This window comes from Aeromonas salmonicida (genome assembly GCF_028355655.1).
GTDB classification, from domain to species: Bacteria; Pseudomonadota; Gammaproteobacteria; order Enterobacterales; family Aeromonadaceae; genus Aeromonas; species Aeromonas salmonicida.
This window is the reverse complement of sequence record NZ_CP110645.1, coordinates 1,178,843-1,195,159: the sequence shown is the minus strand read 5'-3', so window position 1 is coordinate 1,195,159 and position 16,317 is coordinate 1,178,843. Positions and strand designations below refer to the sequence as shown.

18 protein-coding genes are annotated in these 16,317 nt (G+C 60.4%); 14 read left to right on the top strand and 4 right to left on the bottom strand.

Annotated features, from left to right (window positions below):
- The first annotated feature begins 17 nt into the window (after positions 1–17).
- The 13 genes from nadD (at position 18) to ONZ54_RS05845 (ending at position 11,697) form a co-directional block, all read left to right on the top strand.
- Complete coding sequence (gene nadD, locus ONZ54_RS05905; RefSeq protein ID WP_271787688.1) at positions 18–662, top strand: nicotinate-nucleotide adenylyltransferase; 645 nt, start codon at positions 18–20, stop codon at positions 660–662.
- A gap of 185 nt (positions 663–847) precedes the next feature.
- The gene (rsfS, locus tag ONZ54_RS05900; protein ID WP_005317340.1) at positions 848–1,189 is read left to right on the top strand and encodes a ribosome silencing factor; all 342 of its coding nucleotides are present in this window, start codon (positions 848–850) and stop codon (positions 1,187–1,189) included.
- Positions 1,190–1,208: 19 nt separating this feature from the next.
- Positions 1,209–1,676 carry a 23S rRNA (pseudouridine(1915)-N(3))-methyltransferase RlmH gene (gene rlmH / locus ONZ54_RS05895; protein WP_017411988.1) on the top strand — a complete coding sequence of 156 codons (468 nt, stop codon included), beginning with the start codon at positions 1,209–1,211 and terminating at the stop codon, positions 1,674–1,676.
- A gap of 47 nt (positions 1,677–1,723) precedes the next feature.
- Positions 1,724–3,640, top strand: coding sequence for a penicillin-binding protein 2 (gene mrdA, locus ONZ54_RS05890; protein ID WP_271787687.1), 1,917 nt, complete (start codon positions 1,724–1,726; stop codon positions 3,638–3,640).
- A complete protein-coding gene (rodA, locus tag ONZ54_RS05885) occupies positions 3,633–4,736 on the top strand; it encodes a rod shape-determining protein RodA (protein ID WP_005317349.1) in 1,104 nt (367 codons plus the stop codon). Before mrdA ends, rodA begins: the two co-directional genes overlap by 8 nt.
- Positions 4,736–5,734 carry a lytic murein transglycosylase B gene (mltB, locus tag ONZ54_RS05880; protein WP_271787686.1) on the top strand — a complete coding sequence of 333 codons (999 nt, stop codon included), beginning with the start codon at positions 4,736–4,738 and terminating at the stop codon, positions 5,732–5,734. Before rodA ends, mltB begins: the two co-directional genes overlap by 1 nt.
- A complete protein-coding gene (locus tag ONZ54_RS05875) occupies positions 5,676–6,632 on the top strand; it encodes a septal ring lytic transglycosylase RlpA family protein (RefSeq protein ID WP_099994111.1) in 957 nt (318 codons plus the stop codon). Before mltB ends, ONZ54_RS05875 begins: the two co-directional genes overlap by 59 nt.
- A 195-nt stretch (positions 6,633–6,827) precedes the next feature.
- Positions 6,828–8,018 (top strand): serine hydrolase, encoded by a 1,191-nt coding sequence (locus tag ONZ54_RS05870; RefSeq protein ID WP_005317357.1) that lies wholly within the window; start codon positions 6,828–6,830, stop codon positions 8,016–8,018.
- Positions 8,019–8,297: 279 nt separating this feature from the next.
- Positions 8,298–8,561, top strand: a complete 264-nt coding sequence (gene ybeD, locus ONZ54_RS05865) for a DUF493 family protein YbeD (RefSeq protein ID WP_005317360.1) — start codon at positions 8,298–8,300, stop codon at positions 8,559–8,561.
- Positions 8,562–8,642: 81 nt separating this feature from the next.
- Positions 8,643–9,320, top strand: a complete 678-nt coding sequence (gene lipB, locus ONZ54_RS05860) for a lipoyl(octanoyl) transferase LipB (RefSeq protein ID WP_271787685.1) — start codon at positions 8,643–8,645, stop codon at positions 9,318–9,320.
- Between the two features lie 85 nt (positions 9,321–9,405).
- Entirely contained in the window at positions 9,406–10,371 is a 966-nt protein-coding gene (gene lipA / locus ONZ54_RS05855; protein ID WP_017412924.1) for a lipoyl synthase, read from the top strand.
- Between the two features lie 120 nt (positions 10,372–10,491).
- A complete protein-coding gene (locus ONZ54_RS05850; RefSeq protein WP_271787684.1) occupies positions 10,492–10,983 on the top strand; it encodes a GNAT family N-acetyltransferase in 492 nt (163 codons plus the stop codon).
- A 141-nt stretch (positions 10,984–11,124) separates the two neighbouring features.
- Complete coding sequence (locus ONZ54_RS05845; protein ID WP_271787683.1) at positions 11,125–11,697, top strand: RBBP9/YdeN family alpha/beta hydrolase; 573 nt, start codon at positions 11,125–11,127, stop codon at positions 11,695–11,697.
- A gap of 41 nt (positions 11,698–11,738) precedes the next feature.
- Here ONZ54_RS05845 and nqrE read toward each other — a convergent pair whose 3' ends face one another.
- From nqrE to ONZ54_RS05825, 4 genes are all read right to left on the bottom strand, one after another.
- A complete protein-coding gene (gene nqrE, locus ONZ54_RS05840) occupies positions 11,739–12,338 on the bottom strand; it encodes an NADH:ubiquinone reductase (Na(+)-transporting) subunit E (protein ID WP_271787682.1) in 600 nt (199 codons plus the stop codon).
- A gap of 166 nt (positions 12,339–12,504) precedes the next feature.
- Positions 12,505–12,915 carry a hypothetical protein gene (locus ONZ54_RS05835; RefSeq protein ID WP_059111439.1) on the bottom strand — a complete coding sequence of 137 codons (411 nt, stop codon included), beginning with the start codon at positions 12,913–12,915 and terminating at the stop codon, positions 12,505–12,507.
- A 311-nt stretch (positions 12,916–13,226) separates the two neighbouring features.
- Positions 13,227–14,957 carry a single-stranded-DNA-specific exonuclease RecJ gene (gene recJ, locus ONZ54_RS05830; RefSeq protein WP_271787681.1) on the bottom strand — a complete coding sequence of 577 codons (1,731 nt, stop codon included), beginning with the start codon at positions 14,955–14,957 and terminating at the stop codon, positions 13,227–13,229.
- Positions 14,923–15,639 (bottom strand): disulfide isomerase DsbC N-terminal domain-containing protein, encoded by a 717-nt coding sequence (locus ONZ54_RS05825; RefSeq protein WP_271787680.1) that lies wholly within the window; start codon positions 15,637–15,639, stop codon positions 14,923–14,925. The genes recJ and ONZ54_RS05825 overlap by 35 nt, the downstream gene beginning before the upstream one ends.
- A 258-nt stretch (positions 15,640–15,897) precedes the next feature.
- Between ONZ54_RS05825 and mscL the strand changes: the two genes are divergently transcribed.
- Positions 15,898–16,305, top strand: a complete 408-nt coding sequence (mscL, locus tag ONZ54_RS05820) for a large-conductance mechanosensitive channel protein MscL (protein ID WP_005317444.1) — start codon at positions 15,898–15,900, stop codon at positions 16,303–16,305.
- Positions 16,306–16,317: the final 12 nt, after the last annotated feature.

Sequence of the window (16,317 nt, the reverse complement as noted above, 5' to 3'; positions counted from 1 at the left end):
GACGCGGGGGAAAGGTCATGCTGAAAGCCCCCATCGGCTTGCTGGGTGGCACCTTCGACCCCATCCATATCGGCCATTTGCGGCCGGCCATCGATGCGCGCGACGCACTGGGGCTGGCCGAAATCCGCCTGATACCGAACCATATACCGCCCCACAAGGCCAATCCCTTCTGTTCGAGCGAGCAGCGCCTCGCCATGGTCAGACTGGCGGTGGCGGAAAACCCGGGGTTTGTAGTGGATGAACGGGAGCTCAAGCGGGACAAGCCGTCTTACACCATAGATACCCTGATGGCGCTGCGGGAAGAACTGCCCGATACCCCGCTCTGCTTCCTGATGGGGATGGATTCATTGCTCACGCTGCCAAGCTGGCATCGCTGGCAGGCACTGCTCGATTACGCCCACCTGGTGGTGAGCGTGCGCCCCGGCTGGCAACCTGACTACCCGACCGAGGTGGCCGACCTGCTGGCACGCCATCACACCACGGATGCCAGCGCGCTGCACCGGCGCCTTGCCGGCCATATCTGGCTGGCAGACAATCTGCCCATAGCGCTGTCGGCAACCCGGCTCAGAGAGCTGCTGGCGGCGGGACAGGATCCCCGTTATCTGCTGCCAGCCTCTGTGGCCGATTACATCCGGCAACAGGGCCTCTACCAGGCGGACTGAATGCAACTGGTGCCGACTATTGTCCGGGCCGGTTGCGCACTATATTGATCAACAGGGGCCTGGTTTGCCGACCCGGCTTGGCCCCCGCTCTACTCCCCTTCACCAGACTGGGAAACGGGAGTGACCATGATATAATCCGCCGCCCTGACGTAAGTAGCAGGGCGCCGGAATACAGGAGAGAATCATTGCAAGGCCAAGAACTGCAAGCCTTTATCGTCGACAAGATCGATGACATGAAAGGCCGCGACATCATCACCCTCGATGTGCGCGGTCAATCCAGCATCACGGACACCATGATCGTCTGTTCCGGCAACTCCAGCCGCCACGTCAGCGCCATCGCTCACAATCTGGCCAGCGAAGCTCGTCATGCGGGGCTCGACCTGCTGAGCGTGGAAGGCCAGCTCACGGGTGAATGGGTACTGGTGGACCTGGGGTCCGTGATAGTGCACGTGATGCAGGATGAGTATCGCGATTTCTACCAACTGGAAAAACTCTGGAGCGGTGCCGCTCAAGTGAATGCGCAATAGGGCACAAGTGTAACAAACGATGAAGATCCAGTTGATTGCAGTGGGCACCAAGATGCCTGCCTGGGTAGAGCGTGGCTTCGAAGAGTACCGTCGCCGTTTTCCCAAAGACATGCCATTCGAACTCGTCGAAATTGGCGCCGGAAAACGCGGTAAAAATGCCGACATTCCCCGCATCCTGCAAAAAGAAGGGGAAGCCATGCTGGCCGCTGCCGGCCGCTCGCGTCTTGTGACTCTGGATATCCCTGGCAAACCCTGGACCACGGAACAACTCGCCGTGCAACTGGAAGCCTGGAAACTGGATGGCCGCGATGTGGCCCTGCTGGTGGGAGGCCCGGAGGGCTTGTCGCCGGAGTGCAAGGCCGCCGCCGAACAGAGCTGGTCGCTGTCGCCGCTGACCCTGCCCCATCCGCTGGTACGGGTGCTGGTGGCCGAGAGCCTCTATCGCGCCTGGAGCATTACCACCAATCATCCGTATCACAGGGAATAACCCATGGGGTTTTTGTCTTCTCCCTTCGTCAGCCATAAGGTAGCGGCATGCTGAAGAATCGCATCGAAATGCGCGACCACAGCGCCGAAGGCCGCCTCTTCTTCCGACGCACCCTGGTCGCCTACATCGGCATGGTCGTGCTGATGCTGGTGTTGCTGGGCAATCTCTATTATCTGCAGGTAGAGTCCTTCGAAACCTATCAGACCCGATCCAACGACAACCGGATCCGGGTTGTGCCTGTGGCGCCGCCGCGTGGCCTCATCTATGACGCCAATGGCGTGCTGCTGGCGGAAAACCGCCCGGTTTACAGCCTGGAAATCGTGCCGGAAGAGACCCGGGATCTGGACAAGACCGCCGACGAGCTGATCACCCTGCTGGCGCTGCCAGAGGGGACCAAGGAGAAGTTCCTGGCCGAGGTCAAGCGTCAGCGCCGCTTCAAGCCGGTCCCCCTGTTCGAGAAGCTGACCGAGTATCAGGTCGCCCTCTTCTCGGTCAACCAGCACAACTTCCCGGGTGCCAGCATCGAGGCTTACCTCAAGCGTTACTATCCGTTTGGTGACACCCTCACCCATGCGCTGGGCTATGTGGCCAAGATCAACACCCAGGATGAGGCTCGCCTCAAGAAAGAGGAAAAATTCGCCAACTATGCCGCCACCAAAGATATCGGCAAGCAGGGGGTGGAGAAATTCTACGAGGATCAGCTGCACGGGGTAGCCGGTTATCAGGAGGTCGAGGTGAACAACCGCGGCCGGGTGGTGCGAACCCTCAAATTCCAGCCGCCCGAGCCTGGCAAGGACATCTACCTCAACATCGACATCCGCCTGCAACTGAAGGCTCAGGAACTGCTGGCCGGTCGCCGGGGCGCCATCGTCATGATGGATCCCAATACGGGCGCCATCCTGGCCATGGAGTCGAGCCCCAGCTATGACCCCAACCTGTTCGTGACCGGCATCTCCAACACCAATTATTCGGCGCTGCTCAACGATCCGGCACGCCCGCTGGTGAACCGTACCACCCAGGGAATCTATGCACCCGCCTCCACCGTCAAACCCATGATGGCGGTAATGGGGCTGAACGAAGGGGCCATCACCGCCAACTATCGCTACTTCGGCGGCCCCAGCTTCTCCATTCCGGGCACCACCAAGAAGTTTCGTGACTGGCGCAAATGGGGTCACGGCTGGCTCGATGTCTACCGCGCCATCGAGGTTTCGGCGGATACCTATTTCTACGATCTCGCCTATCGGGTCGGTATCGACAAGATCCACAGCTATATGACCAAGTTCGGCTTCGGCCAGTACAGTGGGGTGGATCTGTATGAAGAGACCCGAGGTGTCATGCCGTCCCGCGACTGGAAGATGGCACGCTGGCGCCAGCCCTGGTATCAGGGGGACACCATCTCCATCGGTATAGGTCAGGGCTACTGGAGCGCCACGCCGATCCAGCTGGCCAAGGCCACCAGCATACTGACCCAGAACGGTCACGACGTGACGCCACACCTGCTCAAGAGCACCGCCTCGCAAGAGGGCGTGGTCAATGCCCCCGTCAACCCCAATATCGCCCTTCAGGCCAAGAGCGACAGCTACTGGCAAGTGGCCAGGGATGGCATGTGGCGCGTCATCAACGGCCATGAAGGAACCGGACGCCGCGCCTTTGCCAACACCCCCTATAAAGCCGCGGGCAAGTCAGGTACCGCCCAGGTGGTAGGCATGAAAGAGAACCAGGTCTACAACGCCAAGGCCATGAAGGTGGAGCACCGCGACAACGCGCTATTCGTCGCCTTTGCCCCCTTTGATGCGCCCAAGGCCGTGGTGGCCCTGGTGCTGGAAAACGCCGGTGGTGGCAGTAGTATGGCAGCGCCCGTTGCGCGCCAGATGCTGGATGCCTATTTGGTACCGCCTGAGCCCCAGCTGCCACCGGCTCCCAAGCCGTCGTCCCCACAGAGCGAGGTCGTTCCCCATGAGTAATTCCTCACGGCAGCAGAGTCTCTGGTACAAACTGCACATCGACCTGCCCCTTTTTCTCGGCCTGCTGGCCCTGATGTCCCTCTCCATGGTGGTGCTCTACTCCGCCTCCGGTCAGGATGTGGATTCCATAGTGCGCCAGCTGGTACGCGGCGGCTTGGCCTTCGGCCTGATGATAGGCCTGGCCCAGTTGCCTCCGTCACTCTATGCGCGCTGGTCGATCCCCCTGTTTGTGGTCGTGGTCTTGCTGCTGATCGCGGTGGACGTATTTGGCCACATCGGCAAGGGGGCACAGCGCTGGCTTGATCTTGGCTTTATGAAGTTCCAGCCCTCTGAGGTGATGAAGCTCTCCATGCCCGTCATGGTGGCAGCCTGGCTCAGTCGCCACTCCCTGCCTCCCAAATTCAGCCATGTGATCATTGCGCTGCTGATGGTGTTGCTGCCGACCCTGCTGATCGCGGCCCAACCCGATCTCGGTACCTCCATACTGGTGGCCGCTTCCGGCTTCTTCGTCATCTTCCTGGCGGGGATCAGCTGGTGGCTGATTGCTCTGGCGGTGATGCTGATCTGCGCCTTCATGCCGGTACTCTGGTTCTTCCTGATGCACGACTACCAGCGCCAGCGGGTACTGATGCTGCTAGACCCCGAGAAAGACCCCCTGGGTCGGGGCTATCACATCATCCAGTCCAAGATAGCGATCGGTTCAGGTGGCGTGTTTGGCAAAGGCTGGCTGCAAGGCACCCAGTCCCAGCTAGAGTTTCTGCCCGAACGCCACACCGACTTTATCTTTGCGGTCTTCAGCGAAGAGTTCGGACTGGTGGGCGTGGCTCTGCTGCTGGTCATCTATCTCTACATCATCAGCCGCTGCCTGTTTATCTCCATGCAAGCCCAGAACAGCTTCGAGCGTCTGCTCGGTGGCGCCCTGACCCTCACCTTCTTCGTCTATGTGTTCGTCAACATGGGCATGGTGAGCGGCATACTACCTGTGGTGGGGGTGCCACTGCCGCTGGTGAGCTATGGCGGCACCTCAATGGTGACCCTGATGGCTGGCTTCGGCATTCTGATGTCCATCCAGACTCACAGAAGGCTGCTGGCCTGATGAAATCATGGTGGCTGGCACTCGCACTGTGCTCGCTGACGGCAGGCGCGACCGTTTCGCCCGAGCGACTGAGCCTGCTGGCGGAGCAGCAACAGGTGCCGCTGGCGGCGTTGCAGGATGCTGCCGCCAAGGCGCAGTTGCGCCAGGAGATCCTGGACACTATCAGCCGCCCTTGGGAAGCCAAACCCTGGCATCGCTATCGACCGCTGTTTGTGACGCCAAGCCGCATTCAGGACGGGGTCAGCTTCTGGCAACGCCATGCCGATGTCCTGGCGCGGGCCGAGCAGACCTATCGGGTGCCCGCCGCCCTCATCGTCGCCATCATAGGCATCGAAACCTTCTATGGCCGCCAGATGGGCCGCCACTCGGTGCTCGACAGTCTCTACACCCTGGGCTTCCACTATCCGGAACGCAGCGACTTCTTTGCCAAAGAGTTTGCCCAGCTGGTGCTGCTGGCCCGGGAGGAGCAGTGGCCCCTCACTACGCTCAAGGGATCCTATGCCGGTGCCATGGGAATGGGGCAATTCATGCCCTCCAGTTATCGCCACTACGCGGTCGACTTTGACGGCGATGGTCGGCGGGATCTGTTTCGCAACCCTGTGGATGCCATCGGCAGCGTCGCCAACTATTTCGCCGAGCATCAATGGCGCTGGGGCGAGTCTGCCGTCGAGCCCGCCTTGATCGGTCTGGCCCCCGTCAGTACCCTGCTCAGACCCGAGCCTGAACTCAAGCAGCAGTGGGCAGAGCTGGCCGCCGCCGGCATTGAAGTCGCCACGCAGCTGGCGCCACAGACACCGGTGAAGTTGCTGGCATTGGAACAGGCCGATGGACCGGAATACTGGGTCGCGCGCCACAATTTTTACGTGATCACCCGCTATAACCGCAGCCCTCTCTATGCGATGGCGGTGCATCAACTCAGTCAAGCAATCCAGGAAGCGTATGCATCAGAGCCACAAATTTCTCCCGCTCAGCCTGACCTTGTTGTTGGCCGCCTGTAGCAGCCAGCCGGAACAACTCCCCCTGCCGCAGGCTCCCATGCCCCAGGAAAAACCCCAGGTCATAGAGATACCACAAGCCACGGGGGCCATTCCGCGCCCCGAGCCCCTGAGTGCCAGCGGCAACCGTGACTACTGGATTGGCAAGCAGAAGAACGAGGTGTGGCGCGACATCAAGCACTATACCGAAGAGGGTACCGCCAGCTGGCTGGCCCCGGATCTGGACGGCCAGAAGACCGCCAACGGCGACGTGCTGGACAGCAAACTGTTCAGCGCCGCCCACCGCAATCTGCCGCTGCCCAGCTATGTGCGGGTCACCAACCTGAGCAACGGGCTGGAAACCATAGTGCGGGTCAACGATAGGGGTCCCTTTGGCAGTGATCGTCTCATCGATCTCTCCTACGCTGCCGCAGAGCAGCTGGATATGGTAGCGAGTGGCGAGGCCCGCGTGCGACTGGAGCTTATCAACGACACGCCGGATCAGATGATGATCATTGAGCCGATGAAGCCCATCGCAATGACCCCGACGACCGCGGCCGCAGCAGCGCCCAAGACGATATCGCAAGATGGCTTCCTGGGTGAACCGACCGCGCTGGCGATGGCAACCCCTGCTGCTGCCGCGCCCGTCAAAGCCCCGGCAGCCAAACCGGCACCGGCCAAGGCAGCCGCCCCCGCCAGCAATGGCGACGGCAAGATGATCCAGGTGCTGGCCAGTGGATCCAAAGAGAGAGCCGAGGCCATGGGCAAGGTGATGACCCAGCGCTACGGCGTGCCGTATCAAGTGGTGACACACAATGCCCTCTTCCGCGTCCTGCTGGGCCCGGTCGCCGCCGATCAGCAGGCCACCCTGCTGGCACAGATACGTCAGGGGGGGCTGGAGCAAGCCTTTATCGTCCCCTGAGCCGTGTGGCTCATATGAAGGTGGCCACCACCATCTTGATGGGTATCACGTCGTTTCCCGGCGTGATACCCACTACTGATGGATAAAAAACCAGGCCAGATGGCACGTCGGACTATGACCAACGGGCGCTTCTGGTATAGTTAAGCCCGCATTTTAACTTGGGTTACCCCCCATCCAGGCTCCAGGAATTTCAAGATGTCCAAATTTGCCCGTTCAGTTATTCTGGCCTCCCTGATAAGCGCCACCGCCCAGGCCAACACACCTGTACCCACACCGAACGCCGCCCCCATGGTCGTTCCCGCCGCGCCGGAGATCTCCGCCAAGGCCCATATTCTGATCGACTACTACTCGGGCCAGGTACTGGCAGAAGCCAACGCCGATGAACGCCTGCCGCCCGCCAGCCTGACCAAGATGATGACCTCCTACATCATTGGTCACGAGCTGCTGGAAGGAAACATCAAGAACACCGACATGGTGACCATCAGCAAGAACGCCTGGTCCAAAAACTACACCGACTCCTCCAAGATGTTTATCGAGGTGGGCAAGCAGGTCTCCGTCGATGACCTGAACAAGGGCATCATCATCCAGTCCGGCAACGACGCCTGCGTCGCCATGGCCGAATTCCTGGCGGGCAGCACTGACTCCTTCGCCAGCCTGATGAATGCCTGGTCCGCCAAGCTGGGGATGAAAGATACCCAATTCAAAAACCCCCACGGACTGGATGAAGAAGGTCACTATAGTACTGCTCGCGACATGGCTCGTCTGGGTCAGGCCCTGATCCACGATCAGCCGGAGGAGTACAAGATCTACGCCCAGAAATCCTTCGTGTTCAACGGCATCACCCAGCACAACCGCAACCGCCTGCTGTGGGATCAGTCCTTGCAAGTGGATGGCATCAAAACAGGCCACGTCAGCCAGGTTGGTTACAATCTGGTCTCCTCCGCCACCAACAATGAAGGCATGCGCCTGATCGCCGTTGTGCTGGGCGCCAGCAGCGAAGGTTCCCGCGCCGCCGAGAGCAAGAAACTGCTCACCTACGGCTTCCGTTTCTTCCAGAGCCTGACCCCGTACAAGGCCGGCACCGAGCTGGTCACCCAGAAGATCTGGATGGGTGACAAGCCGGAAGTGAAACTGGGTGTCGACAAGGACGTATCAGTGCTGGTCACCCGTGGTCAGGGCAACAACCTGAAGGCGGATTTCCAGCTTGAAAGCGAACTGAAAGCACCGCTGGCCAAGGGTCAGCGAGTGGGCACAGTGTTCCTGAAGCAAGGCGACAAGGAGATCAAGCAGGTTCCCCTGGTTGCGCTGGAAGAAGTGCAGGAAGGCGGTCTGATGAGCCGTCTGTGGGATTACCTGGTACTGCTGGTCACCAGCTGGTTCAAGTAAGCCACAGGATAAAATAGTGATAAAAGAGCGGCGCCAATAGGCGCCGCTCTCCAGTTCGGGTCTCAGTGAGCGAATAACCCTGCAATCTGCAGGTTCCGCCGACAGCTGATTTGTGGTAAAAAGCAGCACCTCCATGTCTTGTCGATCAGTCTGGGCCTTGATCCCGGCCCGGGCAATGCCCATATAGACTTGTACTGGCGGCCCTGATGGGCCATAGGCCACTTGGCCACACAAGATGAAAGATAAGGTCATCCCGTGATGACGCCAAAAGGTGAGTAGATGAATACCAAGTTTGATGAACTGCTGGAGTTCCCCTGCAAGTTCCCGTTCAAGGTGCTCGGCGTAGCCGATCCGGCACTGCCTGATCTGGTGGTAGAAGTGCTGCAACAGCACGCCCCAGGCACTTACAGCCCGACCGTTCAACCCAGCACCAAGGGTAACTACCACTCGGTGCGGGTCACTGTGACGGCCCAAAGCAAGGAACATATCGAAGCCATGTACACAGCTCTCGGCAAGATCGAGCTGGTTCGCTACGTTCTGTAAGCCACCTCTCTCGCCCCGCCAGGGGCGATTGATTTTGTGCAATCCTGTTTTGCCGACTCAAGCGCCTATCAGTGAGGAACCATGTCACCCCAGATCCCCGCCCAACCACAGCTGTTAGTCAGACAGTTGGGTCGCCGCCCCTACCAGCCGGTATGGGATGCCATGAAGGCCTTCACCGATAACCGCACCAGCGATACCCCGGATGAGTTCTGGGTGGTGGAGCACGATCCCGTCTACACCCAGGGCCAGGCTGGCAAAGCCGAGCATCTGCTCGCTCCCGGTGACATCCCCGTGGTGCAGAGCGATCGTGGCGGTCAGGTGACCTATCACGGCCCCGGCCAGCTGGTGCTCTATGTACTGGTGGATGTGCGCCGCAGCAAGCTGTCGGTACGCGAGCTGGTGACCTGCCTGGAAACCGCCATCATCAATACCCTGGCAAAAAGCGATATCCAGGCCTATGCCAAGGCCGATGCCCCCGGCGTCTATGTGACCAACGAGCTGGGCCTGGAGGCCAAACTCGCCTCCCTGGGCCTGCGGATCCGCAAGGGTTGCTCGTTTCACGGCCTGGCACTGAACATCAACATGGACATGACCCCCTTCCTGCGCATCAACCCGTGCGGCTATGCGGGCATGGCCATGACCCAGACCAGCACCCTGGGCGGCCCGCAAAGCGTGGCCGAGGCGCAAGCCATTCTGGTGGCCGAACTGGCCAGCCTGATTGGCTATCAAACGATCACGAATGCCGACGATACCCCATGAGCAAGCCCATGCCGGGCGTCCATGAGGGCATGAAAATGGCCCAAACGGCTATCAACCAGACAATAACAAACACCGAGAGTGAATCATGAGCAAACCCGTTCGTATGGAGCCGGGCGTCAAGCTGCGCGATGGCGACAAGATGGCCCTGATCCCGGTGAAATTCATGCCGGATCCCAACGAGGAAGTGCTGCGCAAGCCGGACTGGATGCGGATCAAGCTGCCGCCGTCGAGCCAGAAGATCGAGCACATCAAGAGCACGCTGCGCAAGAACAAGCTGCACTCAGTGTGTGAAGAGGCCTCCTGCCCCAACCTGGCCGAGTGCTTCAACCACGGCACCGCCACCTTCATGATCATGGGGGCCATCTGCACCCGTCGTTGCCCCTTCTGCGACGTGGCACACGGCCGCCCGCTGGCGCTGGATCCCGACGAGCCGCAGAAGCTGGCACTCACCATCAAGGAGATGGGGCTGAAATACGTGGTCATCACCTCGGTGGACCGCGACGATCTGCGCGACGGCGGTGCCCAGCACTTCGCCGACTGCATCAAGCAGATCCGCGAACACAGCCCCCAGACCCGCATCGAGATCCTGACCCCGGACTTCCGTGGCCGCATGGAGCAGGCGCTGGAGGTGTTCCGCGAGACGCCGCCGGACGTGTTCAACCACAACCTGGAAACCGCGCCGCGCATGTACCGTGTCGCCCGCCCCGGTGCCGACTACAAGTGGTCCCTTGAGCTGCTGCGCCGCATCAAGGAGATGCACCCCCATGTGCCGACCAAATCCGGTGTCATGATGGGCCTTGGCGAGACCAACGAAGAGATAGTGCAGGTGCTCAAAGATCTGCGCGAGCACGGCGTCAACATGCTGACCCTGGGTCAGTACCTGCAGCCGAGCCGCCACCACCTGCCGGTGAAGCGCTACGTGCCGCCCGCAGAGTTTGACGAGCTGAAAGATGTCGCCATGGGGCTGGGCTTCTCCCACGCCGCCTGCGGCCCCTTCGTGCGCTCCTCCTACCATGCGGACCTGCAAGCCAAGGGTGAAGAGGTCAAGTAATCTCTTCCCTCCTTTACTTAAGAAGAGCGCCCAAGGGCGCTCTTCTTATAGATCAGTCGTTTGCGATCGCCCCGCCATAGAGTTAACGTAATCGCTCCTTTTTCAGGAGTGATACCCAAGATGCCAACCCCCCTCGTTCGTCTGCTCCCCATGAGCGCGGCCTATTATTCCGTCTTCTACGACCGCTCCCTCGAGGACTACGCACAAGATCTGGCCAGCAACCATGGCTATGATCTCGCCACCGCTCGCCGCAAGTCCGAGGCCTCCCTGCTGCAGTACCTGCCACAGGGGATCGCCACCCCGGGTCACTGTTTGCTCTGCATCATGCCGGGCGAGGTGACGGGAGAAGAGGCAGAGTCACTGGGCTATCTCTGGCACGCCATCAATGCCGATGATAACGCCACCTTTATCTACGACTTCTATATCGACCCGGCCCTGCGCAGCCAGGGCTATGGCAAGGCCGCCATAGCGGCACTGGAAGCCAGTCTCAGGGCCAGTGGCATCAGCCAGATCAAGCTGCGGGTCGCATACGACAACCCGCGGGCCCTGGCGCTCTATCAGGAGGCAGGCTTCATCATCACAGGGCACAACATGGCCAAGCTGCTGGGTTAGTTTGGTTGAGCCTCATCTTGCCCCCATCCCGCCAGGGGCGTGTTGCGGTCAGGCGGGGGCTGCTATGATGTGGCCGCTCCGGCCAGTTGCCGCAGCGGTACGGTTTTTCATTCCCTGTTGCCCCGTTTCAGGATCATGCAGATGTCACACACCCGCGTCTTTATCGTGCACGGTTACACCGCCTCCCCCCAGTCCCACTGGTTCCCCTGGCTCAAGGAGAAACTCGAGTCCCGCGGTATTCAGGTCGAGGTGCTGGCCATGCCAAACCCGCACCATCCCGAGCCTGATGCCTGGGATCACGCCATGGACCGCCTTGTCCAGGATCATGACGAGCATACCTTCCTGCTGGGCCACAGCCTCGGTTGCATCACCATACTGCGCCAGCTCAACCGCCTGCCCGCCTCCCGCCGGGTGGGTGGTATCCTGCTGGTATCCGGTTTCGACCAGCCGCTGCATACCCTGCCGGAGCTGGATGCCTTCATGACCCAGCGTTACGACCCGGCGCACATCATGACATTGGCACCACAACGGGTTGTCGTTGCCTCCCGGGACGATGCCATAGTGCCCTATCGCTACTGCCAGCACCTGAGCGAGCAGCTGGCCGCGCCACTCTACAGCCTGGAGCAGGGTGGCCACTTTCTCGATCGGGACGGTTTCCTGACACTGCCGCTGGTCCACGACCGGCTGCTGGGGATGATAGCCCCCGCCGCATAGCAAAACGGCCACGCAAGTGGCCGTTTTCACAGATGGCGTGCCTAGAGCGACATGCCGGAGAAGGACATGAAGCCGAGCGACATCAGCCCGGCCACTATGAAGGTGATGCCGATACCGCGCAGCCCCTCGGGCACATCCGAATACTTCATCTTCTGGCGCAGGCCGGCGATGGCGACGATGGCCAGCAACCAGCCAAGTCCTGAACCCGCCCCATACACTATGGATTCGATGAAATCGTAATCCCGCTGGGCCATGAACATGACGCCGCCGAAGATGGCGCAGTGCACCGTCAACAGCGGCAGATAGATGCCCAACGCGTGATGGAGCGCCGGGAAGTGCTTGTCGAGCACCATCTCCATCACCTGCACCAGTGCGGCCAGCACCCCGATATAGATGATGAAATCGAGAAAGCCGAGATCAAACTCCCCGAGGAAGGTGCTCTCGGGCCGCAGGATATGGCGGTAGATCAGGTTGTTGAGGGGAATGGCGATCACCATGACCACCAGCACCGTCATGCCCAGGCCAAATGCCGTGTTGATGTTCTTGGAAACGGCCAGAAAGGTACACATGCCCAGAAAGAAGGCGAGGGCCAGGTTTTCGACAAAAATCGACTGAATAAACAGGTTTACATAATAATCCATCGGATCGGCTCACAGCTTGTGCAGGGAACAACCCTGCCACGGCACCCGACCAACAGGTCAGAGCAAACTGGCAGGGGCAACAAGGCGCGACAGCAGACCCCGGCATCAGCCAGCAGGCGAGTGCCAGTTGTCTATCGACGAGAAGAAGCCGGGATCCGGTGCGCGCTCAGCAACAAGCCGGACACGAGTCGCCATGGCAGAAGCGAAATTGCAGATGCTGGCCGAACAGCAGCCGTTTATGAAGGTCCCCCAAGTAGCTGGACAGCTGCCTGAGGTAGATGAGGGGCAGGAAGAACAACAAACCACAGAGCAAACCCAGGATGTCGTGCTGGAACCAGGCCAGCAGCATCTGGTCGAAATGGGGGTGATTGGCCCCCTCCAGCCGGCGCCCCTGCTCGACGCCGAGCCGCCAATGAGCGGCAGGTGGCAGACTGACACTGTTTGCTAACCCTTGATCGGACGCCCCGTGCAGTTGCATCTGGGCCGCAGACACAACAGATGCCGGCAGATCGGATGCAGTGACCCCTGCCGCGGTAAACGCAGCAAGCCACAGTAAGCAGGCGATGGCGAGAGCCATCCATCCCGGCTGTGATCGGCCAAGGGGTGGCAAGAGGTCAGGCTCCTTGAAAAGGCAAGGGATTGAACGGGGACGAATATATCACAGATGCGTTATTTATTGAATTCTTGCATCCAGTACGCAGCGAAATTTGATGTGAAACACCTACTTTACCCACAAAATCGGCATTTAAAAGCTGAGATGAAAATGGGAGCGTACCGGTCCCTCTTGTTGACACTCGAGTCCATCAGGCGTGATGAGCGCCGTCTCCGATAACAAAACGGCCACCAGAGGGTGGCCGTTTTCATCAACAGAGCGCTATTGCTGCCGGACTAGAGACCGGCCGCTTCCAGATGCTCCACCAGCAGTTGCACGCTGCGGTTGCCGCGCCACTCGTTGACATCGAGTCGGTAGACCAGCCGCACCCGCTTTACCGAGGCATCCGGCCAGCGCTTGAGGTCGACCCCGAAGGCGATGGCATCCACCGCATGGCCCGAATCCGTGGTCAGCATCATCTTGAGGTGTTTTTCCCCCACCAGCCGCTGCTGCACCAGCACGAATTCGCCGTCAAACAGCGGCTCGGGGAAGGCCTGGCCCCAGGGGCCGGAGGCGCGAATAAGCTCAGCCAGCTCAAGGCTGAGCTCATCCGGCAGCAGTTCGCCGTCGGTGAGCAGTACTCCAGTCAGCAGCTCAGGGGTCACCAGCTCGCCGATCACCGCCTCGAAGGCGCGGCCAAAGGCCTCGATATTGGCTTTGGGCAGGGTCAGCCCCGCCGCCATGGCGTGGCCGCCAAATTTGCCCATCAGGCCCGGATGGCGGGTATCGAGCAGTTCGAGGGCATCGCGCAGATGCACACCGGGAATGGAGCGACCTGAACCCTTGAGCTCGGTCTCGCTGCTCTCGGCAAACGCGATCACCGGGCGGTAGTACTTCTCCTTCACCTTGGAGGCCACCAGCCCCACTACCCCCTGATGCCACTCGTTGCGGTGCAGCACTATACCGGAGGGCACTTCGCCATCGCGAAACCGGATCTGCTCCAGGGTGGCGAGTGCCTCCTGCTGCATCCCCTGCTCGATCTCCTTGCGCTCCTGATTGAGGCTGTCCATCTCGGAGGCGAGCTGGCGCGCCAGATTGAGATCATCGCTCAGCAGGCAGGCGACCCCGAGGGACATGTCATCGAGCCGGCCCACGGCATTGAGACGCGGTCCCAGCGCGAAACCAAGGTCGGCGGCGGTGAGGCGGCGGCCATCGCGGCCCGACACGTCCACCAGAGCCTGAATGCCGGGACGGCAGCGACCGGCCCGGATCCGCTGCAACCCCTGATGCACCAGGATGCGGTTGTTGCCATCCAGCGCCACCACGTCGGCGACTGTGCCGAGCGCCACCAGATCCAGATAATCCGCCACATTGGGGGCACGAATGTCCTGGCGCTCATACCAGCCCAATTGGCGCAGATGGGTGTTGAGGGCCGCCATCAGATAGAAGGCCACCCCCACCCCGGCCAGGGACTTGGAGGGGAAGTCGCAGCCGTGCTGGTTGGGGTTCACTATCGCGTCGGCAGCAGGCAGCTCCTGGCCCGGCAGGTGATGATCGGTGACCAGAACCTGCATGCCGGCCGCCTTGGCCGCCGCCACCCCGGCGATGCTGGAGATGCCGTTGTCCACCGTGATGAGGAACTCGGCGCCGCGCGCCACCGCCAGCTCGACTATCTCGGGGGTCAGGCCATAGCCGAATTCGAAACGGTTGGGCACCAGAAAATCGATGTGGTGGCCGCCCATTGCTCGCAACGCCAGCACGCACAGGGCCGAGCTGGTGGCGCCGTCGCAGTCGAAGTCACCGACGATCAGGATGCGCTGCTGGGCGGTCAGCGCCGCCGCCAGCAGCGGCACCGCCTGCTCCATGCCGAACAGGCGCTGGGGCGGCAACAACTGGCTGGCGCTGCGCTCGAGCAGGGCAGGATCCTCTACCCCCCGGCTGGCAAAGACTTGACGAAGCAGTGGGTGCAAAGTAGCGGGCAGATGGGAATCATCAACTCGCGGACGACGACGGATTTGCAGGGGCATTGATGTGATCCAGTATCTTGAGCAGTTGTTCAGGGCTCTGATAACCCCGCACCAGATCCCCGTTTGGCAGGACCCAGCTCGGCAGCGCCTTGATCCCGAGCCACTGGCTCAGGCCGATATGATAGGCAAGGATCTCATTACAGCCGGTCGCAGGCAAACGATCACTGAGCTCAAGTTCGCTGAACAGGCCAGGATCGCACCAGAGTGCCTGTGCCTCTGCCACATCGGCGAAGGTACCCAGCGCTGGCAGTAACTGCACACTCACCCCCTGTGCCTGCAAAACGGGCAACTCATCCAGCGCGGTACGGCAGTTGCGGCAGGTCAGATCGGTAAACAGGGTGACGCTGTGACGCTCGGGCTCGGCCTTGAGCTGCATACGCCGTTCGCCAATCTGGGCCAGCGCCCGCTGACGTTGCTGACGCTGACCCAGCATGGTGAGGTTTTTCATGTCGTGGCCCAGATCCAGCATGATGCCCTGAAGCACATAGTCGCCCCCGGCATCGGCATAGAGCGGCCCCTGACTGGTGCCCAGCATGAAGAGACCGGGCATGGGGGTTTCATCCACCAGATAGACCTGCACCCCGAGGCGCTGCTCTATACGCTGTTTCAATAATTGGGGATCCATCCCCGCGCTGGCAGCAAAGGTGCACAGCAGCATCATTCCCAGTAGTAAATGCTTCACTCTTTTACTCACTTGGCATGAACGAATGGACTCACAAGGTAACTCAGGCCATGTCCTGGCCTCAACTTGTTAATTACTGATTGATTAATAGAGAGACCTGCAAAAAAATCCCTCCCTGACAGGTTGCCAATTGGGCAGAGGCCCAGCAAGCTAACCGTGACGACAGGAAAAAAGCGGCCATCCTCTGTTTTCCTGATGCTTGATTATTCAAATTTTGATGCGGCGACGGCTGCAATTTACCCATTTTTGGAGGGAAACATGAGTCTGATTCAAGAGTTCAAGGCCTTTGCCGCCCGAGGCAACGTCATCGACATGGCGGTCGGTATCATCATTGGCGCCGCTTTCGGCAAAATCGTCTCCTCCTTCGTGGGCGACGTCATCATGCCACCCATCGGCCTGATCCTGGGTGGTGTGGACTTCAGCGATCTGGCCGTGACCCTGAAGGCCGCCGAGGGTGCGACCCCGGCCGTGGTCATCGCCTACGGCAAATTTATCCAGACCATCATCGATTTTCTGATCATCTCCTTCGCCATCTTCATGGGGCTCAAAGCCATCAACACCCTCAAGAAGAAGCAGGAAGAGGCAGCCGCCCCCGCCGGTCCCACCAAGGATCAGGAGCTGCTGAGCGAAATTCGCGATCTGCTCAAATCCCAACAGGGAAAATAAGCGCCAACCCCT